This is a genomic window from Candidatus Methanodesulfokora washburnensis (assembly GCF_003947435.1).
GTDB lineage: Archaea > Korarchaeota > Korarchaeia > Korarchaeales > Korarchaeaceae > Methanodesulfokora > Methanodesulfokora washburnensis.
Map to the genome: position 1 here is coordinate 1 of NZ_RCOS01000095.1, position 26,568 is coordinate 26,568.

Annotated in this window: 37 protein-coding genes; 16 read left to right on the forward strand and 21 right to left on the reverse strand. The window is 45.8% G+C overall.

Going from position 1 to position 26,568, the window contains the following annotated elements:
* The first annotated feature begins 559 nt into the window (after positions 1-559).
* Positions 560-1,021, forward strand: a complete 462-nt coding sequence (locus tag D6D85_RS07715; protein ID WP_125671482.1) for a hypothetical protein — start codon at positions 560-562, stop codon at positions 1,019-1,021.
* On the opposite strand, the gene D6D85_RS07720 is transcribed toward D6D85_RS07715, so the two are convergent.
* Positions 1,013-1,549: a type II toxin-antitoxin system VapC family toxin gene (locus tag D6D85_RS07720; protein WP_125671483.1), complete on the reverse strand. Its 537-nt coding sequence runs from the start codon at positions 1,547-1,549 to the stop codon at positions 1,013-1,015. The two genes, D6D85_RS07715 and D6D85_RS07720, sit on opposite strands and share 9 nt — an antisense overlap.
* Before the next feature lie 157 nt (positions 1,550-1,706).
* Between D6D85_RS07720 and D6D85_RS07725 the strand changes: the two genes are divergently transcribed.
* Both D6D85_RS07725 and D6D85_RS07730 read left to right on the forward strand, forming a co-directional pair.
* On the forward strand, positions 1,707-2,213 hold the full coding sequence (locus D6D85_RS07725) for a nucleotidyltransferase domain-containing protein (RefSeq protein WP_185836345.1): 507 nt from the start codon (positions 1,707-1,709) through the stop codon (positions 2,211-2,213).
* Positions 2,210-2,638 carry a HEPN domain-containing protein gene (locus D6D85_RS07730; RefSeq protein WP_233437636.1) on the forward strand — a complete coding sequence of 143 codons (429 nt, stop codon included), beginning with the start codon at positions 2,210-2,212 and terminating at the stop codon, positions 2,636-2,638. The genes D6D85_RS07725 and D6D85_RS07730 overlap by 4 nt, the downstream gene beginning before the upstream one ends.
* A gap of 180 nt (positions 2,639-2,818) precedes the next feature.
* Here the strand turns inward: D6D85_RS07730 and D6D85_RS17015 are convergent, their stop codons facing one another.
* Positions 2,819-2,947 (reverse strand): hypothetical protein, encoded by a 129-nt coding sequence (locus D6D85_RS17015; protein ID WP_267900844.1) that lies wholly within the window; start codon positions 2,945-2,947, stop codon positions 2,819-2,821.
* 108 nt (positions 2,948-3,055) lie between these two features.
* Positions 3,056-3,259, reverse strand: a complete 204-nt coding sequence (locus D6D85_RS07735; protein WP_125671484.1) for a hypothetical protein — start codon at positions 3,257-3,259, stop codon at positions 3,056-3,058.
* A gap of 463 nt (positions 3,260-3,722) precedes the next feature.
* On the opposite strand from D6D85_RS07735, the gene D6D85_RS07740 reads away from it, so the two are divergent.
* The 7 genes from D6D85_RS07740 to D6D85_RS07770 all read left to right on the forward strand — a co-directional run bounded on the left by D6D85_RS07740 (position 3,723) and on the right by D6D85_RS07770 (position 8,505).
* Entirely contained in the window at positions 3,723-3,971 is a 249-nt protein-coding gene (locus D6D85_RS07740) for a VapB-type antitoxin (protein WP_125671485.1), read from the forward strand.
* Between the two features lie 45 nt (positions 3,972-4,016).
* Positions 4,017-4,370 (forward strand): type II toxin-antitoxin system VapC family toxin, encoded by a 354-nt coding sequence (locus D6D85_RS07745; RefSeq protein WP_125671486.1) that lies wholly within the window; start codon positions 4,017-4,019, stop codon positions 4,368-4,370.
* Between the two features lie 253 nt (positions 4,371-4,623).
* Positions 4,624-6,009 carry a hypothetical protein gene (locus tag D6D85_RS07750; protein ID WP_125671487.1) on the forward strand — a complete coding sequence of 462 codons (1,386 nt, stop codon included), beginning with the start codon at positions 4,624-4,626 and terminating at the stop codon, positions 6,007-6,009.
* Positions 6,010-6,058: 49 nt separating this feature from the next.
* Positions 6,059-6,793: a helix-turn-helix domain-containing protein gene (locus D6D85_RS07755; protein ID WP_125671488.1), complete on the forward strand. Its 735-nt coding sequence runs from the start codon at positions 6,059-6,061 to the stop codon at positions 6,791-6,793.
* 388 nt (positions 6,794-7,181) lie between these two features.
* Positions 7,182-7,610, forward strand: a complete 429-nt coding sequence (locus D6D85_RS07760) for a PIN domain-containing protein (RefSeq protein WP_125671489.1) — start codon at positions 7,182-7,184, stop codon at positions 7,608-7,610.
* 389 nt (positions 7,611-7,999) lie between these two features.
* On the forward strand, positions 8,000-8,221 hold the full coding sequence (locus D6D85_RS07765) for a hypothetical protein (protein WP_125671490.1): 222 nt from the start codon (positions 8,000-8,002) through the stop codon (positions 8,219-8,221).
* Between the two features lie 44 nt (positions 8,222-8,265).
* Positions 8,266-8,505 (forward strand): MraZ C-terminal domain-containing protein, encoded by a 240-nt coding sequence (locus D6D85_RS07770; RefSeq protein ID WP_161969755.1) that lies wholly within the window; start codon positions 8,266-8,268, stop codon positions 8,503-8,505.
* Positions 8,506-8,546: 41 nt separating this feature from the next.
* On the opposite strand, the gene D6D85_RS07775 is transcribed toward D6D85_RS07770, so the two are convergent.
* The 7 genes from D6D85_RS07775 to D6D85_RS07800 all read right to left on the reverse strand — a co-directional run bounded on the left by D6D85_RS07775 (position 8,547) and on the right by D6D85_RS07800 (position 11,796).
* On the reverse strand, positions 8,547-9,164 hold the full coding sequence (locus D6D85_RS07775) for an SPL family radical SAM protein (RefSeq protein ID WP_233437638.1): 618 nt from the start codon (positions 9,162-9,164) through the stop codon (positions 8,547-8,549).
* A gap of 49 nt (positions 9,165-9,213) precedes the next feature.
* The gene (locus tag D6D85_RS16830) at positions 9,214-9,441 is read right to left on the reverse strand and encodes a hypothetical protein (protein WP_237558792.1); all 228 of its coding nucleotides are present in this window, start codon (positions 9,439-9,441) and stop codon (positions 9,214-9,216) included.
* Complete coding sequence (locus tag D6D85_RS07780; protein ID WP_125671492.1) at positions 9,438-10,103, reverse strand: DNA alkylation repair protein; 666 nt, start codon at positions 10,101-10,103, stop codon at positions 9,438-9,440. Before D6D85_RS07780 ends, D6D85_RS16830 begins: the two co-directional genes overlap by 4 nt.
* A gap of 194 nt (positions 10,104-10,297) precedes the next feature.
* Complete coding sequence (locus tag D6D85_RS07785) at positions 10,298-10,537, reverse strand: hypothetical protein (protein WP_125671493.1); 240 nt, start codon at positions 10,535-10,537, stop codon at positions 10,298-10,300.
* Between the two features lie 30 nt (positions 10,538-10,567).
* The gene (locus D6D85_RS07790) at positions 10,568-10,816 is read right to left on the reverse strand and encodes a hypothetical protein (RefSeq protein WP_233437640.1); all 249 of its coding nucleotides are present in this window, start codon (positions 10,814-10,816) and stop codon (positions 10,568-10,570) included.
* 250 nt (positions 10,817-11,066) lie between these two features.
* Positions 11,067-11,525 carry a type II toxin-antitoxin system VapC family toxin gene (locus D6D85_RS07795; protein ID WP_161969756.1) on the reverse strand — a complete coding sequence of 153 codons (459 nt, stop codon included), beginning with the start codon at positions 11,523-11,525 and terminating at the stop codon, positions 11,067-11,069.
* A complete protein-coding gene (locus tag D6D85_RS07800; protein WP_125671495.1) occupies positions 11,512-11,796 on the reverse strand; it encodes a DUF6364 family protein in 285 nt (94 codons plus the stop codon). Before D6D85_RS07800 ends, D6D85_RS07795 begins: the two co-directional genes overlap by 14 nt.
* 204 nt (positions 11,797-12,000) lie before the next feature.
* Between D6D85_RS07800 and D6D85_RS17020 the strand changes: the two genes are divergently transcribed.
* The gene (locus tag D6D85_RS17020) at positions 12,001-12,135 is read left to right on the forward strand and encodes a hypothetical protein (protein WP_267900845.1); all 135 of its coding nucleotides are present in this window, start codon (positions 12,001-12,003) and stop codon (positions 12,133-12,135) included.
* Between the two features lie 446 nt (positions 12,136-12,581).
* Here D6D85_RS17020 and D6D85_RS07805 read toward each other — a convergent pair whose 3' ends face one another.
* The 9 genes from D6D85_RS07805 to D6D85_RS07840 form a co-directional block, all read right to left on the reverse strand.
* Positions 12,582-14,339, reverse strand: coding sequence for a right-handed parallel beta-helix repeat-containing protein (locus D6D85_RS07805; protein ID WP_125671496.1), 1,758 nt, complete (start codon positions 14,337-14,339; stop codon positions 12,582-12,584).
* Between the two features lie 403 nt (positions 14,340-14,742).
* Positions 14,743-15,645, reverse strand: coding sequence for a dimethylarginine dimethylaminohydrolase family protein (locus D6D85_RS07810; RefSeq protein WP_237558793.1), 903 nt, complete (start codon positions 15,643-15,645; stop codon positions 14,743-14,745).
* Positions 15,646-15,687: 42 nt separating this feature from the next.
* Positions 15,688-19,827 carry a DEAD/DEAH box helicase gene (locus tag D6D85_RS07815; protein ID WP_233437644.1) on the reverse strand — a complete coding sequence of 1,380 codons (4,140 nt, stop codon included), beginning with the start codon at positions 19,825-19,827 and terminating at the stop codon, positions 15,688-15,690.
* Between the two features lie 290 nt (positions 19,828-20,117).
* Complete coding sequence (locus D6D85_RS07820) at positions 20,118-20,462, reverse strand: type II toxin-antitoxin system VapC family toxin (protein ID WP_125671498.1); 345 nt, start codon at positions 20,460-20,462, stop codon at positions 20,118-20,120.
* Positions 20,459-20,671 carry a hypothetical protein gene (locus D6D85_RS07825; protein WP_233437642.1) on the reverse strand — a complete coding sequence of 71 codons (213 nt, stop codon included), beginning with the start codon at positions 20,669-20,671 and terminating at the stop codon, positions 20,459-20,461. The genes D6D85_RS07820 and D6D85_RS07825 overlap by 4 nt, the downstream gene beginning before the upstream one ends.
* A gap of 71 nt (positions 20,672-20,742) precedes the next feature.
* On the reverse strand, positions 20,743-20,958 hold the full coding sequence (locus D6D85_RS07830; protein WP_125671500.1) for a hypothetical protein: 216 nt from the start codon (positions 20,956-20,958) through the stop codon (positions 20,743-20,745).
* Positions 20,933-21,133 carry a hypothetical protein gene (locus D6D85_RS07835; protein ID WP_125671501.1) on the reverse strand — a complete coding sequence of 67 codons (201 nt, stop codon included), beginning with the start codon at positions 21,131-21,133 and terminating at the stop codon, positions 20,933-20,935. Before D6D85_RS07835 ends, D6D85_RS07830 begins: the two co-directional genes overlap by 26 nt.
* A gap of 146 nt (positions 21,134-21,279) precedes the next feature.
* Entirely contained in the window at positions 21,280-21,426 is a 147-nt protein-coding gene (locus tag D6D85_RS16275; RefSeq protein ID WP_161969759.1) for a hypothetical protein, read from the reverse strand.
* Positions 21,427-21,519: 93 nt separating this feature from the next.
* Positions 21,520-22,317 carry a hypothetical protein gene (locus tag D6D85_RS07840; protein ID WP_233437643.1) on the reverse strand — a complete coding sequence of 266 codons (798 nt, stop codon included), beginning with the start codon at positions 22,315-22,317 and terminating at the stop codon, positions 21,520-21,522.
* A gap of 248 nt (positions 22,318-22,565) precedes the next feature.
* Here D6D85_RS07840 and D6D85_RS07845 point away from each other — a divergent pair, with 248 nt between their 5' ends.
* The 4 genes from D6D85_RS07845 to D6D85_RS07860 all read left to right on the forward strand — a co-directional run bounded on the left by D6D85_RS07845 (position 22,566) and on the right by D6D85_RS07860 (position 24,016).
* A complete protein-coding gene (locus D6D85_RS07845) occupies positions 22,566-22,880 on the forward strand; it encodes a hypothetical protein (RefSeq protein WP_125671502.1) in 315 nt (104 codons plus the stop codon).
* Positions 22,881-23,155: 275 nt separating this feature from the next.
* Positions 23,156-23,470 carry a hypothetical protein gene (locus D6D85_RS07850; RefSeq protein WP_125671503.1) on the forward strand — a complete coding sequence of 105 codons (315 nt, stop codon included), beginning with the start codon at positions 23,156-23,158 and terminating at the stop codon, positions 23,468-23,470.
* A 115-nt stretch (positions 23,471-23,585) separates the two neighbouring features.
* On the forward strand, positions 23,586-23,765 hold the full coding sequence (locus D6D85_RS07855) for a type II toxin-antitoxin system HicB family antitoxin (protein WP_125671511.1): 180 nt from the start codon (positions 23,586-23,588) through the stop codon (positions 23,763-23,765).
* Positions 23,762-24,016, forward strand: coding sequence for a type II toxin-antitoxin system HicA family toxin (locus D6D85_RS07860; RefSeq protein WP_267900847.1), 255 nt, complete (start codon positions 23,762-23,764; stop codon positions 24,014-24,016). The genes D6D85_RS07855 and D6D85_RS07860 overlap by 4 nt, the downstream gene beginning before the upstream one ends.
* A 16-nt stretch (positions 24,017-24,032) precedes the next feature.
* Here D6D85_RS07860 and D6D85_RS07865 read toward each other — a convergent pair whose 3' ends face one another.
* Positions 24,033-24,980, reverse strand: coding sequence for an RNA-guided endonuclease InsQ/TnpB family protein (locus D6D85_RS07865; RefSeq protein ID WP_125671505.1), 948 nt, complete (start codon positions 24,978-24,980; stop codon positions 24,033-24,035).
* Positions 24,981-25,006: 26 nt separating this feature from the next.
* On the opposite strand from D6D85_RS07865, the gene D6D85_RS16280 reads away from it, so the two are divergent.
* Complete coding sequence (locus D6D85_RS16280) at positions 25,007-25,147, forward strand: hypothetical protein (RefSeq protein ID WP_161969760.1); 141 nt, start codon at positions 25,007-25,009, stop codon at positions 25,145-25,147.
* 25 nt (positions 25,148-25,172) lie between these two features.
* Here the strand turns inward: D6D85_RS16280 and D6D85_RS07870 are convergent, their stop codons facing one another.
* Positions 25,173-26,216 carry an AAA family ATPase gene (locus D6D85_RS07870; RefSeq protein WP_125671506.1) on the reverse strand — a complete coding sequence of 348 codons (1,044 nt, stop codon included), beginning with the start codon at positions 26,214-26,216 and terminating at the stop codon, positions 25,173-25,175.
* Positions 26,217-26,568: the final 352 nt, after the last annotated feature.

Genomic DNA, 26,568 nt, shown 5'->3' on the forward strand with positions numbered 1-26,568 from the left:
TTAACATACTCTCCTCCAACGAATCGAGCCTCTTCAATATCTCAGAAATTCCCAGGTAGCCAGCTACAGCATATCTGAACTCTATGTCCTCGTCCAGCGATCTCAGGAACCTCCTCTTCTCCTCGGCGGATAGAGCCATCAGGATAGATGGAAGGAGTGATTTAAAAAATTTCCTATCAGAGTATGTGAAAGTAATGTCCACGAAATTGAGTATGTTCATGAAACATTAAATAAATGATACAGCCCTGAGGAGGTGCTATATCAGTGAATTCTATTGTATGAGGAGCTTCAGATAAACGCTACCAGGAGGTAAAATATTATGGGGAGTTAAAAGCTATCCAAGGCCTCTCAGGAGAACTCCTCAGATGCAATTGAGGCCCCACGCATCTCCCTAATAGGTGGAGAGGGACCCTCGTAGCACGCATACAGACTATTTTTAAACACCTCCCGATTTCATCAGGATTCCAGGTTAAAGGGCTGAGAATAAGAATACCTGAGCGGTAATGAATCCCATTTGGAGGACATTAAATTTTATATGAAGATGACAATCTAATACGAGATGCTATCCTCAACTCTCAATCCAGTGAGGAGAGCTGAAATACTCAGCTCCTTCGTGAAGTTCCTCAGCGAGGCCGGATTTAGGTTCGATCTTGAGGATTTCGATTCGAGATTAAAGTTGCAGAAATATGTGTTCCTAGCTAGGAAGTTCGGCCTCGACCTAGGTTATAAATTCTCCATGTACATCAGAGGTCCCTATTCACCCGATCTAGCCCAAGATTACTACAATCTACCGGAGAGGGGAGCTGATATCCTGGATAGCTTCGATAGGAAGGGATTTCTCGAGTTAGTGAGGGGGAAGGATGGGGCTTGGCTTGAGGTAGCAGCAACAATATTGATGATCTACGAGGATACCAGCGATTTGAGTTGGGCCATCGAGAGAACTAGTGAGCTGAAGCCGTGGATATCAAAGGAAAGGATAGAGGAGATAGTGAGGGATCTAGATAATGCTGGGTTAATCTGAATATTCCGTTATATTTAACTTTCCTCTCCTCTTCTCTTTCTCCCTCAGCTCTTTATCGATTTCCGTGAGCACCTTAGATTCTATGAGATCTTTATCTGTTGTCACAAGCGCAACGGAGTCGCTATCAGAAAGAGCGCATGCTGCTATCTGGCAATCCGAGAAACTTATCCGATCATCTTTTTCAGCTATCTTTATTGCAATTTCATTCGCCTCCTTTCTCGCTGGTGCGTAGTCAGGGCCCAGTTCTTGGAAGATATCCCATAGAGCACTCATGCACTCAACAAAACCCTGTTTATCATCCCTGTTATTCTCCAGTAACTTAGATAAGATCTCTCCCAGTGCTTCGGAGGATATCACCACTTCTATCTCCGAATTTTTCTCTTTCTCATTTTTCAGCTTATAAAGAAGTTTATTTCCATAATTTACTTCATCTTTATCAGTCTTTCTTTGAAGTTTATTATGGGATTTTGCGAGAATACAGCTGAGCAATGCGGAGGCATCCAGGTGAATTCTCTGCTTTTTGGTCATTAAAAGCTCAATTCTTATCGTAAATTTAAATTTTTCCCATTTTTAAATTGCAAATGTACCTAGACCGAGGTATGAGCTGGAGGACTGCTCCCCTCCTTAAAGCTAAAAGAGATGAGGCTAAGCTTTTAAGCTCCTCTAGATATTTATCAGGATTCCCATGAAAGCTGAGCAAGAGCGGAGGATAAAGGAACCATATTTGAGCTTGCTCAGGAAGCTTACTTCTATCCTGCTGGAAAATCTGGGAGAAAACCTGATATCTGTCGTTGTCTACGGTTCCGTGGCCAGGGGTGAGGCGAGGGAGGATAGCGATATAGACCTGCTGATAATAGCCAAAGATCTCCCGAAGAGGAGATTGAAAAGGCAAGATCTCTTCATCGAATTCGAAAAAAGCCTGGATATAGAGGAGATTGAGGCTAAGGGATATAGAATTGACTTCTCCCCCATCCTCATGACCCCTGAGGAGGCCTCGAGGATGAGGCCCCTCTATCTGGATATGGTTGAGGATGCCGTAATACTCTTCGATAGGGACGGCTTCTTCTCGGGAATACTCGAGAAATTGAGGAAAAGGCTTGAAGAACTGGGAGCTGAGAGAGTTAGGCTGGGGAAGAAGTGGTACTGGAGGTTAAAGAGGGATTATAAGTTCGGGGAGGTTATAGAGATTTGAACAACGTTGAGATGGCCAAGTCATATGTTAAGCAGGCCGAGGAGAGGTTGAGGCACGCTAGAGAGGCATTTGAGGAGGGGAACTACCCTTATGTAGTGAGGCAATGCCAAGAAGCTGTAGAACTATTACTGAAGGCCGCCCTCAGGATCGTAGGGGTTGAGCCTCCCAAGTGGCATGATGTCGGACCCGTGTTGAGAAGGGAATCGGGCAGGTTCCCAGAGTGGTTTCAGAAGGAGATAAAGAAGCTCTCAATAGCATCCAGGAAGCTCAGAAGGGAGAGGGAGCCCTCTATGTATGGAGATGAGGAGAGTGGAACACCTCCGGATGAGCTCTACTACGAGGAGGATGCTGAAGAAGCATTGAGCCAAGCAGGTTACGTTCATAATATAGTGAAAAGGCTTCTCGAAACCTATCAGATGCCTTAAGAGATTAAAATAGCATGGATCTCTTCTTAAGATTCCTTAGTGAAGCCGCGGACCTGATCTTGAGGATTTTTCAAATTAAATGCAAGAATTTCTCGCTGGGAAGTCCCGGAAGAGCCTCATTAAGCCCCCTGAGGAAGGACTCAAGCTGGCTTTTTCCGGCATTCACCTTAACTGGAAATATCACTTCCCATAAAGTGGTTGTGATAGACTCCTTGGATATTCGATGAATGTAACAGCCTTTATATCCTCATCAATGGGTTTTCTTGATCTTATCCTGTCAATAGCAATACTAGTATCGAGAATTGTCATTTAATCCTCCTCTCCTCCCTGAGCTCCTTCACGTCGTATACCTCTATCCTCAGGTCTGATGCCAAGCACCGACATCACAGTTAATTAGGAGAGAAGGATCTCCTTGAATCAAGATATAACTTCATATCCCCCGGAATCAGATATAAGGGGAGCATTTCCCTCATTCCTTACCTCTAGAGTGAGCTCTTCCAGATCAAGCGAGGAATAGGAGGCGTTAAAAGAGACGTCCTTTATTTTAAGGTCTGCTCCTCCCCTAACATCAAAGTTATTGCTGTAAAGCTCCTCATCCTTGTAAAGAGCTTTATCACACATGTCTTACTATGTCGGCGAGGGGCTTCCCTCGAGTGAGATGAAGATAAGCCACATCTCCCAGCTTATTGGCAATATTTATGTCCAAAATCCTCCCCCCCTCTGTTAGGAGGAACGTTATAGGATAGCTGTGTCCTAAATGAGATCTTAAAGCGAGGATAACCAGATCCGTTATCTCGAAGCTTCCAGAAACAGTTGATGGCTCGGAGCTCTGCTATAAACGGCAGAAGCATGCTCAGAATTGCGAGCGCAAGGAGTATCCTCCTGATAATGTCCGCCAAAAAGGAAGCCTCCAGTTAATGAAAAGCTTTTACTATATAGGGGATGAGAGGACTTCTCATTCAGCAATTTACTAACTTAAGTTCTCCCTTCTTTTAAATAAACCTACATGCGAAGCCTTTCCTTTACTGTGAATATATTTATATTTTGGGAAAAAAGAGCAATTAGGGGATAAAAGATAGCATATGTGGTTAAGGCGGATGATAGGAGGAGGATAAAGCTGCCGAAGGATGTCGTATCCCCCGGGGATAGGATTCTGGTTATACCGGCTGGAAGAAGGATTGTACTGATAAAAATACCCCCGAAACCTGTTGAGGCCAGCTCCTCATGGCTAAAAACTGAGAAGGACAAAAAGGAGCTAAGAGCTCTGGCTGAGTCTTATGCAATTGAGGAGGCTGAGATGAAGCTAAGGAGGAATTTTGCCCGTGGAGGCTGATTTTTAGCTCATGTGAAGGAGAGGGGCTAGCTAAACCTTACGCAGATGATACTAAGAGCAGCAGATAGCGGGAGGATAAAGCTCTGTGCGAGCTGTGAGGTCATTCATGAGCTTTATTATATGTCCATTAAACTCGGCATCGATATGGAAACCCTGCTTAGCAAGGTAGCTGCCCTCATAAGCATAAACATGGATTGGATTCCAGCAACTGTTGAGATCTCTCTGACAGCAATGACTTTGATGCTAGAGTACAATCTGAGCTCAATATTCGATGCATATTATGCAGCTACAGCTCTCCTCTCCGATCCGGATAGAACTGTAATATCGACGGATTCGATCTACGGGAGAATACCTGGTATAAAGAGGAAGGATCCAAGGGAGGTCGCTGAGCTATTATAACAACTAAAATAACTCGGACCTTCTTATTGCGGGAATTTTGACACACTGTATACATTCTGAGGACAGCTGAACTAGTGAGAATTTCCAGGTAAGCATCAGGAACTGGGGCTTGTGATGCCCGACCCTCCTACCTCATACATGCCCTCGATAAAAATTAAATAAAATTCATAAAATAAAATCTAGATACCAACCCGGACATGTACGGGATAAGCTTTTAGATAAACTTATCGACTTATTATTGTGGTGATCTCACGTGAGCTCTGTAAAGCTGGGCCTCAATATCCCCTTGTTCGTGGCTTCCCTCATATCCATAGCTGCGGGAACTTTCACAGGGATGGTCGGCGTCTGGGGCTACATTGCTTATAAGCAGGCAGTACCAGAGTGGATAAAGGTCGGTCACGCTCACGCTGCTTGGTGGTCAGTGCCCATACTACTAGCCGCTATTCTCCTTCCGGGTCTGCCCTTAGCAAGCTGGTTTAGAAAGTTTGTGCTCGTCACCGCTTTCATATGCCCTGGGGCATGGCTATTTTTGGGCCAATATGTTACTTACGGTCTCCATGTGGAATCCGCTATGTACATCATGCCCGTTTTCGAGATATCACTCTTCATAGCTTTACTGGGAGTAGCGCTCACGGCCTCTGGATTTAAGATCCCATTCATAACGAGTGAAGAAGCTAAACCCGGAAAATACGATATGATATCGCCAGTCGAGGTCGATAGGCGTGTTTTCTTGGTGCCAACACTCTTAATATTAGTTGGTGTCATAGCGGGCTTCTTAATAGCAGCGATCTTTAAAGCTCAGCACTTGCCGATCAAACCGGCAGCTTTAGTTCAATTACATGACCACACTGTTATAATAAGCCTCAGCTCTATAATAGCTCTGCTAGCGATGAGAGTTCTGAATGTCGCTGAGAATGTGTTCAAAGTGGCCATTAGGATCATGGAGGTAGCCTTGCCCCTGGTGTTCTTGGGTCTATTAGCGTTTAACTTAGCGGGAATCCACGTTGCGGTCTGGCTCATACCGGCAGGCGTATACTACATACTTCCGGTATTAGCGTTTCTAACAGCGATAGGATTACTGCCCAAATCACCCGCTGGAGAGCTCCCGTATATACAGGCCATAAGAGTATCGCTCGCCTTCGTCTTTGCGATGTTATTGATACTTACAGCTCAGGGGGCTTATATCTCTCTAGTCTGGGACACTAACCCGGATATCACAGTTACTTTCAAACAACCACAGGGCTCCCCGTACCCCGGCCCCTATCCCGCTACCTTCCTAGGAACTGCTCCTGTTCCAGGTCAACCCAGAGGTCTAGAGAACGCTCATCTGAGTCCCAATTCTTGGAGTCACGTAGCGGCTCTCTGGCTCATAACACTGGCTTTAGTAGGTCCAGCGATACTGGAGAGGATTAAGAGACCGGGATTGCTCTACATGCTCCTAGTGACGATACCGATGGCCCCGATGTTTAACATGGTAGGAAGGTACCTAGCTTGGTGGACTGGCTTACCGCCAGGAGCTCCCGGAGGAATTGGAGCAATGTACTATGCGGGACATCCGTTAAAGGGCTTCAATATAGTGACACTTTTCATAATAGGAATCATCTTGATCTATTTGATGAGAAAGGCGCGTACGCGGTAACTAGCTTCTCCCAGACTACCTTTTTATTTTCTCCTTCCCTCATTAGGGGATGCCCAGACAGTTCAATATAGCATATGCCCTCTATAGGGGTAGATGCTCGCTAGTCGATATTTTCAGGGAGTCCATCAGATCCACGAAGAGCTCTTTCAACGGAGATGAGATCGTCGGCAGGTTCATAGGAGTTAGAATAGGTGCAGATAGAACTGTTGAGTGTTGTCTTAGAATTAGCTTCAAGCAGAAGGAGTTCTTAAATAATCTTATGAAAATTTTACAGAAATATGGGATGGTTAATGAGATTTTTTGCAGAAGCAGGGGTAATGTCCTCCTGTATTTATCCCATAATGCTTGCGTCAATTGTCCCGTGGTATGCGGTACTAGCGGAGTCGTCCCAAAGTCCATCCTCGTGACACCTTTCGGTTTGCTCTTCGAGTTCATATATCGTAAGAGAGAGATTCCGAATGATCTATTCGAGGTGCTGATTTCTGGGAGAGCTGATGATATCATGGAATACATGCTAACACCGAGAGAGCAGGAAGTCTTATATTATGCTTATTTTAGAGGATATTACGGCCAACCCCATGAGATATCCTTGGATCAGCTCTCAGATGAACTGAATATCAGTAAGTCTACTTTAAGTGAGATTCTTAGGAATGCCGAGAGGAAGATAGTGACAGCCTACATGAGGCACGATCTCCCTCATCTTATCCTCAGCAAGATCCTACACGTAATCTCATTACGAAATAAACAGGAGCTTTCTAAAGGTGAGATCGAGATAGCCCAGTAATGAATGGGAGTGAGTGTATCTCGCTGTCTGGATCATAGGCCCTCGCTTTCTTTTGCTTACAATGGTACAGGATCATGATTATGATCGCTTTTCCTAAGAATACAAAATATTTAGTGAGCTGGGCCTCTGCTATTAGAGAGACTTATTAGGTAGTACTGGATTACTACTTATGCCAGGGGAAATCCTAAGAGTGACCAGGAAGGGCCAAGTAACGATCCCTAAAAAAATATAGAGATGCCCTAAACATAAGAGAGGGGGATACCATCTGTGCTTCTTTGGAAGGAGATAAGATAGCGCTTATGAAATCGGGAATTCCGGAACCAGGAGATCCAGTTGGTGAGGAGGAATATAAGAGGCTTATCAAGCTGTTGGAGAAGGAAAGAAAGGCATGGCGTTGATATTGGACACAAGATTCTTGATAGCTCATACTTTTCCCCCTTCTGATGAGGGGAGAAGAAGCATAGCAAATTTCCTCTCAAGGATATCAAAGGAGAAGCTGATAATCCCCTCTATAGTCATTACAGAGTTTATGAGAGTAGCTGGAACAAGGCTGGGAGCAGAACAAGCCAGAATAAAGCTCAAGCTATGGACAGCTAGAGGAGCAGGAGTACTTTCAGTTGACGAGGAGACCGCTTTTCCTGCCGGAGAATTGGCGCTTAGGCATAAGGACATCCCAATAGCAGATGTGATAATAGGAGCAGTCGCTAAACAACATAAAGCAGCGATAATAACGGACGATCCTCACTTCAAAATACTTAATCTTAAGACCGTTTGGTATAAGCGACCTGATCCAATTTCAGATCGCATTGAGATCTAAGCATACATTTTTGACACAATCTTCTTGAGCGTCACAGCTTCCCAGATCTACTTTATTATCTCCCGGAACTATAGCAGCTCCCCTTTCTCAGGCACAAAGATGCTTTATTATCGATGAATCCGGAAGGCCGTTAGAGCTGATGTCACCTTCACAGTTCTCACTGGACCGCTCGGCCTTATTATCTCAAACTTTATTCCACAGCTTACCAACCTTTTCATAGGAAATTCTGAAGCCTGCTCAATTTAACCCCCTGATTAGTTCAATGGCCAGCAAGATCGCTGCAATGACTTCAAAGTAGGGAATCTTCCTCAACCCGATGCCGTCATGCGTAGGCCCCGTAGTTTTGTGTATAGGGAAGCCTTATATACGGTTTGCTTTACTTACTCATTGTGGGTAACATAAAGACGAGTTTTGTTCTCCCTGAGGATCTCGAGTTAAAGAGGAGAGCTGCAGAGGAGAGAAAAGCTGTGAGAGATCTCGTTATAGAGGCAATTCTTGAGTACATATCTAAACTCAGGGGAGGAAGAAGGAATATTGTAGAGCTTATCACAACGCCCCATCAGGGTGCTTCCCCGGAGGATTACAGAGAGTACAATTATGAAGATGCATAACAGAGTTTAAATCCCACTTAATGATTAAAAATGGGAGTGAGAAAATGAGCATCGTGGAGCTGGACAGGAAGGGCAGGCTAATTCTGCCGAAGAAGATGAGGGAATCCCTAGGCATAGGGAGAAAGGTCCTCATATTAAATGCAGGTGATCATCTTAAGGTAATTCCACTGCCCTCAGATCCATTCGAAGTGCTTGAGGGAACTCTAAGTCTAAATAAGCCATTTAAAGAGCTGAGGAAACAGGCTGAACTCACGGCTGAGGGGACTGGAGAAGAGAGGAGCTAAAATTTCTCCAAAAAAGTTTTAATGTTTACTCTCAATCCATTTTATGATATAATTCTGTGTTTTACATTATACTTATCACGAATTTTTGTTGCCCTCTCCTCAAGTTTATCTTCATACTCCTTCGGAGGTTTGAAGGAAGCTCTAAACAGGCTCCTGTATTTGGGTATGAGATTGGGAAAATGTCTCTCCAGAAATCTATAGTAAAGCGTCTTGCAATCAGCTGGCCCATCTCCAAATAAAGTCAGGGTGCCGACGAAGGCATAATCTGCCCCATAATCCTTCGCAGCTTTTATCATTCTATCTATCTCTTCCTCCGTGTCGGAGATGAATGGCAAAGTGGGTGCATAACAAACTCCCGTGAGGAACCCCTCTTCCTTGCATCTCATCATGGTCTCCAACCTTTCCATCGGTGCGGGTGCCCCCGGCTCAAGAGCTCTTGCAAGCTTCTCATCGAGAGTGGATATTGAGAATGTTATCATTGCTCCACGATTCAGCTTCTTTAGGTCATCGGGCAGGATAGCTGTTTCGTCTATCTTCTTCAGTATATCAAGATCCCTCAGCACAAGCTTAGATTTCGTAACTATATGAACCGGAAACCTGTACCCGAGGATTATCTCAAGGGCTTTCCTCGTCAGCCCCAGCTTCTCCTCTATGGGCATGTAAGGTTCTGTCGAGGTTGCAATGCATATTATTCCGTATTCTCTTTTTCTAGCCCTCAGAGAGCTGCCTTCTCAGTACCTCCGGCAGATTTACCTTAGCTGATAGAGTTCTTTCCATGTTCTCCCCGTACTTGCTCCCCCTTATGTAACAGTAGATGCAGTTAAAGGCGCATCCCTCATACGGATTTACTGAATAATCATCCAGAAACCAATCATCCCTCCTCTTGTGCTTATTTAAGACAGATTTTACCTGAATCTCATTGACCATTTCGCTCACCAGAGGGACTTTATCTCATCCTGCCTCTCCTTCGGCAGCTTCTTCATTCCATCCCTTATTATCGATCTTGCATTTTTATCCTGTTTAGCCCATTTCTGCAGGAATTTGAAAACCGCTTCCGGATCCTTTTTGGTGATCTTGAAAACCGCTTCCGGATCCTTTTTGGTGATCTCCCTCAGAGCCCATCCAATCGCCTTTTTCACGTCCTTATCCTCCTCCCCCATCATCTCATCCAGAAGCTGAAGGCAAATCCCTGAATCCTCCTTCCTCTTCCTTATGTAAGCTGTGAGAGTTGCCGCTGCCAGCCTCCTAGCCCATTTGTTCTCAGATTTTACCCAATTATGCATCAGGAAGAACATATCATCCCTGTTCTTAACAGCCAGGCTTGCCACCACTCTAACTGCCAGCTGATCGCATACCTCCCAGTCCGGAATATCATCAACTACGTTTATGACAAAAGATTTCGAGCTTTCATAATCCTTTTTGAGCAGCTCCCTTAGGGCAAAGATAACGATCAATTTCTCATCCCTTCCGCCCTTTTTCCACAGATCCATCAGCCTGCTGAAGCCCCATTCATCTTTAATCAACATTTTTCCCAGCTCCTTGCCTGTGGAAAGGAGCAGAGGGGTCGGTGTTAGGTTCAGCGCGTTCTTCTCTTTCATGAAGGATTCGGAGATCAGCGATAAGGCTCTATCGATATCTCCTTCCTTCAGCCGATTGTAGACTTCTCTGGCAAGCTCTTCTATGATATCAACCCAGTTTTAAAGGGACTTCCTTTCATAAAAAGCTTTTATTATGTTGTCGCATATGACCTCTATACCCAGTCCAGCCCTGTCATAGGCCTCTCAATCAACGTTTACGGCAACCAAAAAACCTTGTCCACATTTCTGTTAAGATATTTCTCAACAGCTCTCGTCTTTCCATAAAGGACATCAACATGATCAAGCTCAGCTCTCGACTTTACTTCAATTAAGAAGAGCCTATCACCCTTTACCAAAATGTTTGTGTCTATAATCCTGCCCTTTATTCCAGTGATGCTTCCATCTCTATCTGTAAACCACAGCGGAAGCCATGAACTGCTCTCAACTATACACAAAAAAATACAAAGTAAGATTTAAGCCAAAGTTTAGAGAAGCAGCAGCTCAGCCTCTTTGAGGACTCCACGCACTAAGTCAACTTCAAGTCCAAAGATCTCCAAGGCTGTGACCCCGAGTATGGCAGAATCGCCCTTCTCGCCAAATATCACGGGAACTACACGTCTCCTGCCCATCAACACGACCCCCACCTCGCCGATTTCCCTCTCCACGGATCTCCCGAAGGCTCTAAATCCCCTCCTCTCGATGAGTTTACGCCGAGTTGTTCCAATATATCGCATCTAACCACGCTGTATAAGCCTCCACTTCAACTACTTTATCCGGCTGCGCTGCGTTGAAGAGCCCAACTTTTACCCTCAGGAATCCCACAGGTAAAGCTACTCCCATATATTATCTTTGTGCTTGAGAGAGGTTTATGTCCCGCAACTGTCTGCTGATGGCAATTCAACACTTAGCCCATTTAAGCATGAATAGAACCTCGACTCTGTCCTTTTCCTGCATCTCACATTGCTGATGCCTCTCAATTTTCACTCAGCCTGTGTACACTGTGTTTAATCCCTCAGCTTTAGCCACTCTTGCCAGCTCCTTGTCTCCAGTGACGAACGTGCAGTTATCAATGCTTTTGGCTGATACCAGCTGAAGGGCATCTGCAGCATATATGTGATGTTTCAGCACCAGCTTTAAGGAAGCCCGCAGGATTAAGGGGCTCACGCTGACAACCAAAAGCCTGCGCAGCCTAGAGAGAGTTGAGGATTCTCTAAGCAGGTTCCTCAGCAGCTTTCTGGCATCAAGCCCCAGCTTCCTCTCGTACTTGTCCAAAACTACTGCAGCCTCAGCAATGTTCCAGCAGGAGAAAGCCAGCTTTCCAACACCCTTGTACGCATCCCTGTAAATCTCATCAATGATTTTGCTGCCCGGCTCCTCCACATATCTTTTCACCAGGGCACTTGTGTCCAAGTAGTGCACCTTCTCGGTTTTAGCTCCCTGCAATATTCTCCACCCTCCTCTCCCTCGATTCCCTGACAGCAGCAGCTGCATCCAGCCCTTTGGGCCTGCTTCCTGGGATCTCTGATTCTGTTGTGGGCTCGAGATCGCCAAGGCCCAGCTCCTTGCCAAGAGCTTCAGCCCATCTCTCGAAAACCAGATATTCTAGATATTCCTCAATGATGCTGCTCAAGCTTCTGCCCCTGATGGCAGCAATTCCCTTAACCTCATCCAGCAAGTCACCCTCAACGCTCAGGGTGAGCTTCTTCTTGGCCATCCAAATACCCGTATGTACGTATATACGGACATACATAAAAACTTTTCCAACGCTCTACGTGGAGAATATGCTCAAGAGATTTTAAGCTTAAAATCGCCTAAGATTGTGTTAGATATCGCACAGTACTGAGGGTAGTATTTTATTTAATTTTTAAATCGAACAGTGGATGAACAGCTCACTGCTGGTTACTTTGGAGGTGAGATTATGCTTGAGGAAATTGAGAGTAAAATTGAGAAAGCTCGGAGAACTCTAGAATCACTTAATTATCACTTAGATGTCTCAGCTCAGGATCTCGTGGAATACATGTCTACTGAGACCTTCGCTGAGGACAGTGTTTAGGGGCCTGTGAAGGGGCTATGCTTACATTACCAAAGGGAGTTTATACTATTGAATGATGCTCTACTCAGCAGATTGCGTGTCGTAATTATCGATCCCTTTGAAGGCATTTGGTGTTTCAGAGATGAGCTCGGTAAGAGGGAGAGAAGAGGGGCCTGACATTAGAGGAGCTGGAAGGGCACTCATTAGAATAGATGCTTTGGATTGAATACGTTTTTCTGTGAATACCTTTCTCCTCGCTTCTCTCCATAGTAAGTATCATTCAGTGCTAAAACCTCACATAGTTAAATTGTGAATTTCAGGCTCCTCATTCACTATTTTTACAGTCCGTATACTGGAAGAATTCAAAACGAGAGCCCGGCTGATCCCGGAAGTTCATTGAGATGTGAAAGTTAAGAGATTACTCAATTCGGCGTCAATTAAAAATAACGAAAAGGGTAGCTGCCCGCTCACGCCGGAGGCTTGGCCCTAATGCGTAGCAGGAGGATCGCTATTATGAGGGCCATCACCACTACTGCTATGAGGAGCAGCCCAGTGAGGTCGAGTGAAAGCGGGAGCTGAGACGGGGAAGGTGAGGGAGCTGGAGATTGAGTTTGAGTTGAGGTTGGGGGCTGGGTTTGAGTAGTCGAGGATGTTTGAGGCGGGACTTGAGTAGTTGAAGTTGGGGTCTGGGTGGCCTGGGAGGTTGGAGGTGAGATTACCTGCAGCTGGAATGTCTTCCTATCCATTATGTCCCACCTACCCGCGGATTGATAGCAGGCCCTTATCTCATATGTGTAGCTGCCGGGGGAGGATGGAGCGTTAAATGTCGCTGTATATGATAGATCACCGGTCCCATCCTTAGATCCGAAGTCGTAGCTCCAGACCTCGGTAGCGCCTGAGGTTATCCTCGCGAGGACGTGCGTGGGTGCTAAGGTCTCGTAGTGGATCGTCATCGGGACCGATACCCTAATTCCAGGTGGAGCTGTAGCCGGGGCACCGAGGCTTGAGATGCTCACCTTGATCCGCAACAGAGGGGTCATGGGAGGAACTGTTATGGGAGTGCGGAAGTAGAGCCCGCGGGGCAGGTAGTCAATGTTATTAGGATTGATACTGTATGGAGTATCCACGATACCATCGGATCCACTCTGATCCTGGTTTGGACCTTTCTTCGCATCAGTTCCCCTGCAATCGCTCCAGTAGTTCCCTCCCGTTGGATAGCTAGCGTTCCAGTAATTTTGCTCCATCGTAGCGGACACTTGCACGTTGTTGTTGGTGAAGTTGTTGAGCCAGAATCTGTTTCCGGAGGAGCTGGAGAGGTAGACCCCATTACCGTTGTTTGTTATGTTGTTCTCGTGAATATTATTTCCGTTGGAGCCCGTGAGGTAGATACCATATCCGTTCCCCCTTATCGTGTTCCCGGCTATCGTGTTACTATTGGAGGAGGAAAGCCTTATGCCATAGTCCCTGTTTGATTCTATTGTGTTTCCTAGGAAAGTGTTACCAGGAGAGCGGACATCAATGCCAGCACCGTTCGCTGTTATCGTATTTCCCTGGATGGTATTTCCGGAACCGCCGACGATTATGCCTCTCTCACCATTATTTCTTAAGGTGTTATATTTGATAATGTTGCCGTCGGAGCCGGAGAGGAGGATGCCCCTATAGTTGCTTTCTATGATGCTTCCTTTGATCGTATTTCCGCTGGAGGAATGGATGTAGATTGCTTCCTCATGGCTGCTTTCTATGATGCTCTCTGCCGTAGTAATAACACCTATTCTTATATTAGAGATGACGTTGTTAGAAGATACTTCCATAAAAATTCCATAGTTATTTTCTATTAAGTGGTTCCCCAGGATCGAAATTTCACTGGAACTTATGAGGCCGATGCCACTATGGTATTCTCTGATGGTGGTCCTCATCACAGTCACATTATTTCTACCCTCTAGATATATTCCTACGACATTTTCAGGCCCTTTAATCGTGTGGCCATTTCCATTGATGATTATGTTGTCTCTTTCCACCACAATCCCGTATCCAGTGGTTGTGATATCACCAGTTATATCGTAATGAACTCTGTCAGGAGTCGATATAGGAGGAGGAGATGCACCCGATGGACGCCAATCAATGTCCCCATTGGACCTTATATAAATTGTTTCACCGCTCCATAGGATACGCGCGTGCACCTGCTGAAAATTTCCGAAAATACCAGCGATGAGGAGTCCTAACATCAGGAGGGAGAGGAACTTCCTCAGTATACCACCTTAATTTTGAGAGGCATACTTATATAAATTTTTGGTCTTATATTAATTTCCATCAAAATAACTTCTGGAAGTGAAGTCATCAATAAATATAGATTTTTGAGTACTGATTAATGAAAGTTTCATATAAGATGCAAAGAAATGTTAAGAGAATGGAATTTTTGGAGAAGTTAAATAATATATCCATATTTATATGATTTATTAAGAAATTTAAAGTATTGCAATCGAGACTTCATTGAGAAGGGTATGCGATTGATCATTTTAACCCTAAACTGTCGAATTTATTAAGAAATTCACCTCCTTGCTTAAAAATTTGAATCGTTATAAGCGGGGGGTAGCTCCTAATTCGATCGCGTCTATAGGCCATTACGATTTATATCAGGAAGAGCGGTAGGCTCAGGCACGTCACACCCCCGTCGCACTTCCTGAACTCCGAAACATCCACCTCCACTATTCTATAGCCCTCCCTCCTCAGCCTCTCAGCTGTCCTTGGATACCCCTGGGGCATGAGTATCCTGTTCTCTCCAAGGTAGAGGACGTTCGCAGCATATGCTTCCTCTAGAGGCACGTTTATCTGCCTGAAGCCGCTGAAGTACTTTGAATCCACTAGCTCAGGCACGATCACGACCTTCCTATTTCCTACGTAGTTCACTGCAGAGAGGAGATGGAATACTCTCTCAGTGGGTACCGATACAACTTCCTGCCCTAAGAAAGACCTGAGGGCCTCAGCTCCCCCCTCATTCGTCCTGGTCGTGAGCCCGACGAAAGCTAAGCCGAGGTCCGTGATCATGATATCCCCTCCCTCCAGTGTCGCCGGCGCCTCCACATTGACAGCAGTGAAGCCGAGCTCTCCCAGGAACTCCCTGACGCTAGCTTCCTCACCCCTCCTGCTTGGCTCCCCGAACCTCGAGATTAACGCTTTTCTGTTTGAAGCCCTAGCTAAAGCTGTGTCCTGTATGAAGACAGAGTCTGGAAATCCATCGAGGCTCGGCAGCTTCTTCACATCTATCCCCTCTTCCCGCAGAGCGCTAACGTAGTCTTCATGCTGCTTGAGGGCCAAGCTCAAGTCTACAGTATCCTTGAGCGGGTGGGTTGAGACGCACCTGGGGAACTCGCGTGAGGGGGGCCTCACCAGAGCTGCGTTGAAGAGCTCACCCGAACTTCGGCTCATGGGCATCATAATGGAGCGGTCACTGACAAATATATAGCCTCTGGTGAGGATATGAGCTCCTGAAGGTGGCAGATTTATTGAAATTCCTTTATCAGTTTGAGGCATTTCAGAGAATCCTCAACGAGAAGGGGATCGTAATGCGTTTAATCACCTCTTCATGACATAGATTCTGAATACCTTCCCCCTCAGCGTTTTAGTGACTCTATGAAGTGTTGGATGAGTGGCGAGAAAGAATATTGCCTCTGCTCCGGCCAACTTTTCCCTCATCGCTTCCCCATCTAGATGCCCAACTTCCTCCCTCTTTATATTCAAGACAACTGGCTCCATCAGGGGGAGACCGTAATTCTTCATCTTCTCTTCCAACTTGCTCAGGATCATCTTCCTGTAACCGTGGGGCACTAAGAAAGCCAGCTTCATCCCTGGGACCCCGTTTTCCACCATATAGAGTAATGCTACAAAGGATAGGAGCTCGCAAAGATATTCCTTATTTATATATGCGGCCCTATAGTGTATATAACCGTTCCTCATTAGGGGGTTGTAGTACTTCAAGAATTCCCTGTGATCCTCGATTACCTGCTCCCTCAACCCCCGGACCATGTCCCTGTAAAGCTCCTCTATTGAACTTGAGAGGTACTCCTCTATCCTTCTCTTCGCGATAGAGTCCCTCTCCTCCCTAGATGCTTTCAGCAGGAGTGAGGAGAACTCGTTCATTAGGTAGAGGGAGAAGAGAGTGTGGAATTGGTCATCGGAGATGAAAGCAGCTACTTCCTCAATTGGAACCCTCTTTATCGAGTTCACCTTTATTGCCTGCGTGGGGACGTTCGTCACAGGGATCCAGTTCTGCTTCCGGCGTTCATCCACTATTATATCTCCACTCTCGCTTAGATACAGATCGCCCCGGCCGACGGCCTGAGTGTCGCCCGTCAGGCCCTTACCATTTATGGGATATAGGGGTCCTTTGAACGATCTCCTGTCAACCAGCACGAATTTCTCGCGTACTATATCGTAATTGAGAATATTTAGATTGGATAGCGTGTTCAAAGCCCTCTCAATAGCGTTCTCGAGGAATTCGGGCAGGCGGCCCTGAGACCTCAGAGAATCCATTAAATCGCTCCCATCGTACTTCCACAGGAGGAGAGGAGCTAGGAGAATCATCGGAACAGATGCCCCCTCATCCGCACGCGATATAGCAGAATAAATTTTAGTTACGAGCATTGGATCCAGCAACGTCCTCTTTATTAGTGCCAGCCTGCGCTCATAATCGTATCCCGGGGAGTAGAGCATGACAGCTCTGCAGATTTTACCGTCCCTGCCTCCCCTCCCTATCTCCTGATAGTAATCTTCTATGCTCTCTGGCATCATGTAGTGGACGACCCACCTCACGTTGGGGATATCCACCCCCAGACCGAAGGCCTTAGTGGCCACCACTATCCTTGGCTCCTTAGCTTCCCCTCTGCTGACTCTGTAAATCCTGTTAAGGACATCTTTCTTCTCCGAATCGCTCATCTGACCGTGAAAATAGATGACGTTTCTCCCGAGATTCTCGGAGAGGAAATCAGCTATATATGGGGCGTTCTCATGCTCCTTAGTGGACCTCACGAATCCAGTGTATATTATGCCGAGCCAGGGAGAGCTTCCTGAGAAACTATCGGCCCACCTGGATAGCTCACTTACCACATTAAGCAGCTTATATAATCTTTCTTGACCGCTGGGTGCCTCCACAACATCTATTATTATATTATCCCTTATCGCAGGCCCCTTGAAAACCTTTACCTGCTCTGTATCTGGCTTTGATGGATCGAAGTCTGTGTTGAAATCTATTTCCTCCATATTGAACTTCTCATCCCCTGTCAGGACCTTGATCACCTCCTCCAATCCCTTTCCCGGCAGAGTCGCGGTGAATCCAGCTAGAGGCAACCAGAGGCCATATTCCCTGCTCCTCTTGATGTACTGAGCTAGATACTCGTAGCTCGGCCTGAAAGTCCTGCCCCATTTGTAAAGCGTGTGGATCTCGTCTATCACCAGGTAATTTATGTCGGCCCTCTCGAGGCTCCTCCTGACTTCCTCCTTCTCCAGCTGCTCGGGGGTGATGTAAACTATATCGTATCCCCCTCTAGCCAGCCCCCTTATGTACTCATCCAGCCTGTCGCGCGCCATACTCGTGATAGCGCAGGCCCTCACCCCTCTGGACAGCAGGCTGTTGAGGTGATCCTCTATAAGGGCCAGCAATGGGGAGATAACGACGGTAGTCCCTCCAATTTTCCTCCTCAGGAAGAGGGCGACCGATTGGAATATGAGGGATTTCCCGGAGCCCGTGGGCAGTATAGCTATCGAGAAAGGTCTGTCTAGCAGGAGTCCCTGATATGTATAGGGCATCAGCAACCGGGCCACCAGCCTCCTCTGATATGGCCTTAATGAGAAGCCCCAGACATCCCTAACAATCTCCTCTAGCTCTTTTATGGCTTCCTTCAGGGAGGGGAAGGTCGCGTAGGACATACTAATGGGTGGTGCTAGAGGCCTGACCTCCACTTCCTCCACGAAATCGCTCAAGTTGAGCCGCCTGATCAACTCCCTATCCGCGTTCACTATGATGCAAGTCCCTCCAGATAGACGCAGGACCTCCACCAGGGACTTCAGCATCACCTCCTCTCCCGATCTGACGAGGGTCCTGGTCGAATAGAGCACTATATTGTAGCCCATGGAAGCGAATTTGTTCACCCTCTCGAGGGTCCTGATGAGATCCCCCGAGCGATGCACCTCCGCCCTAGCCCTCATGCGGTAAGATACTTCCCTAGAGACGATCTCTTCAGCGGAGTTGGACACGAGCACGAGGCTCCTCCCCCTCTGAATGACCGCAGCAAGCAACCCTCCGAAGAGGTTGGAGTGACGGGAGCTCTTATCGATCCCATCCTTTACCAGATAGAGAGTCCTCTTCACCTCGGGCCTCCTGTATTCCACATCGACAGCGAGATCGAAGGGTGTCTCCAGCTCCACCTTGCTGAAGGTAGCAGATAACTGCTTCAGCAGGCTCGAGTAATCCTGATAATAGGCCCTCAGGAGGTAAGCCCCTCTGAGGACTATCTTGGACTCCACCCTCCCCCTCATCCTCCCTAGGAGGTCCTTCAGGTACCTGTACTCGACCACGAATCCCTCGGATGGGTCCCTCAGTTGATTGTCCCTCGTTATCCTCTCCACTACAGATGCCAGGGCCCTCTTCAGATCCTCATAAGGCATCTCAAGTGCTCTGAGCCTCTCAGGATCCCCTCCGGCTGCGGCGAATGACTTCGCGATAGTTAAGGCGAGCCTCTGGAGGGGAGTGAGGTCCCCTAAATCGGAGGATGGATCCAAGCTCTTCGGATACCAGGCATCGGAGAAGCTCGAAGCATCTATCGTGACCACTACCTCCCCTCTCTTAGATCCCCTCACCCTGAGCTGGCGAAAATCCGTCGCAACTTCCGGTATTCTCACTTCCCTCAGACCGGAGAGTGGTTCAAAAGGCACAGCTTTTATCTCCGGGAGTATGCCCTTCCTCTTCGCTACATGGATGAGCTTCGGGAGTATCGTGAGGGATGCGTGAGCATCTTCATCCGCTCTGTGAGGCGTGTAATCCACTCTGAACAGGAAGGAGAGGCCCTCGAGTGAGTGGCTGAGGGCCTCGGGTACCGAGATCAGTGCTAATGCGTAGGTATCTATGAACCTCACATCCCCGAAGTGGACTCCCCAGGATCTCAGGACTTCGATATCGAAGGAGTAGATGTTGTGGCCCACCAAGACCCTGAACCTCCTGATCAATTTCGAGAGGAAAGCCTGAGGGATAGAACCGTAAGTCTCGGAGATTTCCTCAGGCTTTATGTTGAGTCTAGCCAGCTCCTTCCAATCGCTGCTCCTCAATGCTATTAGACCTATTTCCCTCGGCTTCTTATCGTACTCTATCTCGGTCTCTATATCCAGCCCCAGGATATCGCTCTCACGGAGGAAGTATACCCTTTCGTCAGCTATCCTCAAACGCCCTATGATAGCGAGGAATTTGTTGAACTCCCCCCTGAAGAATAGTAGATCTATGCCTGCCGATATTAATCCCCTGTCCATGAGTAGGATACTCAGCCTCGAGCCCGATAGCAACTTGAAGACTCTACCTACGTCTTTATGCCGAACTGCATCCTCCAGCTCGTCATTGATTCTCTTCCTATAGTAGAGGATCGATATTAGGATGAGCAGAGCAATTATGCCCAGTATTGAGGGGCTTAGGATGCCATTCTCAATAATAGCACCCTTCGGGAGCCCCATTCCCTCCAAGTATCGGCACCGCACTGAATTACCGGAAAATAATAAAAGATTGCGTGAAGCTGCGACGGGGGAGCCCATACCGAGCGGGCAATGAGGGGTTTCTGAGATACCTCATCAGACTCTCCTCAAGTGAGATTTAATCCTGCCTGCAAGTCCATCTAAGTAATTCTTATTAATTAACAGGCTCAATTATAAATGATTCAATATTGTATCTTATGGGTGTTAATAATAGTTATCCAAAGAATAAGAGAAAAACAGGGGATCCTGAGTAGGCTTTTAGGACGAGGATTCTACTCAGGAATCTCAAGGTTAAGGATATGGCCAATTTCTTTTGCTGCTCTTTTTATGAGTAGAAAGTCATTATCGTATGTAATCAGCTTTTCTTTTCTGTTGATGGCTATTGATGCCACTAACAAATCAGCGAAAGCTTGTGGAGCACCCATCTTAAGTAGCACCAGCTGCAAAGTGTGGGCCATCTTGAAATCAATCCTTACTGGAAATATCACCTTTCCATAAAAATGGTTGTAGTAGACAATCCTCGGATATTCGATGAATGTAACAGCCGTTATATCCTCATCAATGGGTTTCCTTGACCTGATCCTGTCAATAGCAACGCTAGTATCGAGAATTGTCATTTAATCCTCCTCTTCTCCTTCTCCCTGAGCTCCTTCACGTCATATACCTCTAAATCCTCTGTTAAATCCTCAGGTCTGATGCCAAGCTCCCTTCTAAGCTCCTCTATGCTCACTACACCGGATAGCTCCGAAACAAGCTCATTCACAGCTTTTTTAAACTCCTCCTCGGAAAGCCAGGAGGGAATCCTTATCTTGATTTCCTTTGACATCTTGGTTTTTGGCAACAGGACTTTATAAGTCTTCATACAGCACAGCTAAGTATCACAAAAATTGAAATTGCTTACTTCCGAGCTCTAAAACAAGCTCTATCTAGCATGATCTCTCCCAATTTTATCAGATTCTCCTCTCTATTGTAGTCTATAAGGCCTGAATAGACACCCCAATGAATGAGGCAGTTGAACGCCTCCTCTAAACTGCTGCAGTAGCAAAATCCACCTTTAGATGCTATTATCTCCATGACGTCCTCTTTTTCAAGGCTCCCTTTTCTTAAGCTCATTTTCCTTCATTTTCACTCCAAAGAATTTTGCTATCGCACTTCTGACGTTCTCATGTGTCAGTTCTCCATATGGCTCTATCAATGAGTTATGCCTTCCGTATATCTCCACTTTTAACCCCTCCCTCTGAGCCAGATCCCTTACCTGAAGCTCGACAACTGGCTCGTTCTCCTTCACTATAAACACCTTCTTTGAGCTTTTTAACAGCTTTAGCACTTTCTTCTCAGGGATTGGATATGGTGTGTTGAGCTTAAACAGATTTACTCTGAGATCGAGGGAGTTTAAAGCTTCGACTACATAGCCATATGCAACACCGCAGGCTATTATCCCAAGCTCTCCCTCAACCTCAGAATGTTGAAGGGTTCCTCAAGCGATTCAACTATCTTTATCTCCTCAGGAACTCTCTCCATAAGCCACTTGTGCTTCTCAACAGGACCTGGAGGTCCATAAACATTCCACCTATAGGGCATCTTCCAGTGCCTGTCAAAGGCTATGTTCCTCTCCCTCCTTATGCTACCCAGGATAACATCCCCGCCTTGAGTGGCTTATCCTAATCAATGATCTCACCATGACAGGAACAGCTTCTCAGAGATCTCGAATCCCATTTTTGTCAGCTCTTTTGCCTCATGCTGGTTGCTCGGCTCAAGACAGGGGAACTTCCCATACATTGAAACAAACCTTGTGTCCTGCTCATTGGATGAATAGTGAGCGCCTGGATCATCTGCTACATATATCACTAGGCCTCCCCTAACCCCTCCATAAACCACGGTCATCAACATGTCCATTATCCAGTTAAGGCCTGCATTTTTCATTGTTGCCATTGATCTGGCCCCGACTATGGAGGCTCCAACTGCCAGATCGAATGCCACCTTCTCGTTCACAGACCACTGAACGTGGAATTCCATCTTCGACTGGGATAGCGCTTCTATTACCTCTGACGATGGAGTTCCGGGGTATCCGGTCACCATCTGAACTCCTGCCTCTATTGCCCCTCTCGCAACAGCCTCATTCCATCGACAAAATAATTTTTCGTATAAAGGTATTAGATATGAATATTTCCCGCTTTTCGCAAGTGTCCTTTTGAATCTACTCCAAATAAACCCGGTAACTTCAAGAGGGGCCATTATAACATTGTGCACACCCGCTTCCGCTGCATCCCTGATTATCTCATCTATATAGTTATCGGTCACATGTGGAAAGTATTGTGTGATATGAAGGTATGTGTCAACTCCGATTTCTGACAGCCTCTTTAGTGTAAGAATTCTCTCCCTTTGGAGAATTTGGGAATGCACAATTCTGCTTCTTGGAACAAAGGGCTCAACGAGCTTCGTGAACTCATTGTCGTAGGAGGTCACTGTCATACCGACTCCTATGAGCTCTTTTCAGCCAGCTTCTCGATTATATCAACATCCTCCAAGATTAAAGGCGATTTTGTCTCTATGAAGCACGGAAAATCAGTGGACCGCTACTGAAGCCCTTCAGTCATTCGGCCTGAGATCTGAAAAAGCATTTACGTGATGTGAACTTCCCAATTTTTAATGTGTTGGGCTGCATTGAATGCTCATTTGAACATATGAATTTTAAAAGAATATTAGGAACAGATGAGTATATGCGTTCTATCGTCGCTAAAATATCGGAGTACCTCGGCCTATCTACAGAAGAAGTCGAGAGGAGAGCATTGAGGCACCTAATCCTAGATGAGCTGAGGCGTGTTAAGGCTGAGAAGGTGCTTATTTTATCCAAATATGGGGTGAGGAGCTTCGAGGATCTCATGAGGCTGGTTGAGGAGGATAAGGTGAGCGATGTGGATGCCCATGATGATATGATCAGGCTCGATTATCTGGAAGACCGCGAAAAAGAGCTTGAGAATTTGTTGGAGGAGTTGGAAGGGCAGACTCACAGACATATGGGAAACAATGAATAATTTCTTCTCATTCATCGGGAATTTCTTTTTCTCTGAGCTGGAGGAAATTGCTCCAAGCCTAGAATTTGATAGGGAGGCTGAGGAGAAGGATAAATATTTTGACAGGGAATATGCGCTACGCAAAATTGGGATTCGAAGCAATAGTTGACATTGGAATCATAGTTATCGCTCATTTCAGAAATCCTGCACGTAAATATACAATTGCTTTTCGATGCTCTTATGCTTAAAAAACCATCCTAGTTCCAGTGAGCACTTATTTGGGGGCTTATATTATTATGACAAAGTATCTAAAGCTTAGAAGAGTCAATGTGGCAAAGGCTTTATTGAGTACTCTCTCCATTGAATCTCCGGCATTTTACGATAATATTCCAAGATCTGTCGCCGAAAATGCTATAGCTATGGCATCGGAGCTAAATATTTCTTCATGGGACTCCTATCTAATAGAGCTAGCCCTGGAGCTCGGAATTAATAAAATATACACAATAGATGAGGAACTGGCGAAGAAGGTCAAAGATGTAGAAATTGAAAACCCAATTCCGAGGGACGTCATGAAAGAGTATCACAAATACATTCAGAACAAAATAATGTAATGATACATAGAAGAAAGTTCTAGAAATTATTAGAAATTTTAGCGCATTTCTCAGTAAAATTTTTGTTTATGCACTTCTTCCTCTTTCCTCAAGATTATCATGAACTTCATCTTGTATAGCTGTTGGAGGGTATTCTGCTCAATGTCTAGAGTTACCTGGATGCATAAGCGAAGGAGAAACAAGGGAAGAAGCCCTAGAAAACATAAAAGAGGCAATTAAAGGCTATCTTGAGGCTTTTCCAGAGGAAGTTGAAAAAGCAGAGAGAAAGAAGGAGCTGGTGGAAATAGTTGTCTGAAAGGCTGTCATCTATTTCTTGGCAGTTGTAAAGGCACTAAGCAAAGCAGCTTCAAGGTTGTTCACCAGAGAGGAAGTCATATGTATCTGACAGATGGAAAGCACAAGATCACAGTACCTAAGCATGATCCTATAAAGAGAGGCACCCTGCTCTCGATAATATACCAATCCGGCTTGACGAAAGAGGAATTTTTTGAGGCCGCTAAAGGAGTGATAGATAGTGTGTCAGCATTGAAGAAGCTTCGATCGTAATGAACTGGAGGATCTGTCAGTTGCTTCCAATGATCCGTTCTGGTCTAACATAAAATTTCATCCCTTCCCTTATTGGGCCTTCGGGGTGAACGGATGAAGCCCCCACATCTCTCAGTTTTAGGAGGAGGTTCCTCACCGCTATTACATCTCTGTCCTCCTCCAGCCCACATGAAGGGCACCTCAGCACTCTGTGCCCATTCGGGCTTAGCTTCACCCCACATATCGGGCAAAGGGTTGAGGTGCCCCTTGCATTTACGTAAACAACATTTAAACCCATTAGCTCTGCTTTGTACTCAATAATTCTCTGAAGCCTTCTGAAGCTCCACCTGTGCAATCTACCATTCATCACCTTTGAGTACTTGATTCTCTTTCTTATGTTTGTAAGCCTCTCCAAGATTATCGTTGTTGCACCCTCCTTTCTGGCTTTTTCCACTATCTTGTCCGCGAGCTTGTGGTAGATATCCTCAATCCTTTTTCTCTCCCTTTCTTTATACTTTTTCATAAGGTTTTCCCCTCTTGATCCAAGCCTGAGTTGAATTCTTCTTCTCTTAAGAAAATAAGCTGTCCTTATTGCTCTTTCCTTAGTTTTAAAGTTCTCAATTCCCTCTGTTGATCCATATGCTACGTTATTCTCATTTATGTCCACAGCTATTGCCTTGTTATTCTGCTCCATCAGCTCTACGTTTTTGGAAAAACAAACGTTCAGGTAGAATTCATCCTTTTTCCTGACGATCCAAGCTTCTCCTGCCTTCATATCCTTGAACTTCTCATGATATGTCCCATGAAGAAGCTTCACCCTTATCCTTCCATGCTCAGTCGCTATTGAGACTTCCCATCTCTCAAGATCCAGGCTGAATAGATGGTCATCAAGCATTATAACATGTTTCTTAAAATATGGCCTCTCTTCTCTCGCTAAGCCCCTCTTCTTAAGTTTTCTGAAGCTCTTGTAGATTGAGCAGGCCATTTGGCAGGCCGTGTATATGTAGTGTGATGGGAACAGTTCTGAGAGTTGAAATTGCAGACAATGCGGTTATAATAAGGCCCTTAAGGCCGAGAAGAGTTAAAATTGGGGAAAGAATTCAGAAAATAGTTGAGGAGATGAAGAGAGAGGAGCTTGAGCTTGAAGGCTGAAAAGCTCTAATAAGAGCTGAATAAGCTACCAGTAGCTCAGGATTCCGCTTCTCAAAACTGGGTCAGCTATCTTATACCCTTCCTCAACCTTCTCCAAGAAGCCGGAATCCACTAGATTCCTCAGAATAGAGGATAGAGTATTGTTAGGTATCCTTCCGATCCTTGCCTCTACCCCCCTCTTTATCTGGGCCCACCTCGCATGCTCCAGCGTGGCTATGATCCTAAGAACTTCTTTGTATCTGCTCTCAGCCGGCTTATATATCCTCAGGGCATGCTCAAGCTCGCTGATTGCAAGCTTGGATGCTCTTCTCGCTATCTTCTCTATCGGCCCCCTTCTGTCGATCATCGAGAAGCCGAAGTAGGTGAGCCATCCAATTACTCCATCGAACCTTCTCCTTGCTTCTTCCAAGACATGACTCTCCACGTTTATTCCAGCCTGTTCAAAACCCTTTCTCAGGAATTCCATCGCTTTCTCATCGCTCAACTTCCTCATCCTCACCTCCTTAAAGGGTCTTCCATATAGGGGTGCCTCAGGGTCATCCACCCTCAGAAATCTGTATAGAAGGCCCACTTGAGAGCCCGATAAAACTATCTTGAGGTTCAAATGATCATAAGCATATGCTATTATTGAATCAAACCTGTGCTTAGATCTCCTCAGCTCCTGTGCCTCATCTATAACGAGGATCTTCCCCTCCAATACATGGAGGACATCTACAAGGGAGTTAATATCCCTCTTCTTGAGTTTTATCCCTATCTCCGATATGCTTATTCCCTCAACCCTGCTCAACATCCTCTTGGCCCATGACTTCCTGTTTAACTCTGCCTCCAGCAGATCTAGGAAAGAGTCCATGCTGATCATCCCGGAGGGGAGAAGTCTACAGTCTAGGAATATGTTATCAAGCTTCTCCTCATTCAGGTATGTCAATATAAGGGATGTCTTTCCATATCTCCTGAGGCCCGTCACTACCACAAGTTTCCCTCTCTTGAGGCCATCTGAGAGCTCCTTAAGCTCATTCTCCATGTTAAACAGATCCTCTCTTCTGGTCTTGGGCTCAGGATCGAAGTACATAGTTACCCCCCTAAGTTAGTTAGGGGGGTAACTTATTTTAAAAGCTATCTGATGAATCAGCCAAGAGGCCATTAGTAGCAGGATTAACATACAAAAGAATTATGATTTCTTAAAGATCTTACCGAGATCCTTATTCTTGTCTTGAGGGCTCTACAAAACAATCCTCAAATTGGGACTTCCGAGACTTAACTGATACTTTATATCGTTAGTAATCTTAGCATTTCAGCTGAACAATCCACGGAACAACAGAATTACTCGGTGAATGAGAGATTCTGCAGGAACTTCACAGGCAGGTTCTTAAGCTCCTCAATCTTCTTCTTCATCTCCTCCTCTATTTTCAAAAATAAAGCCT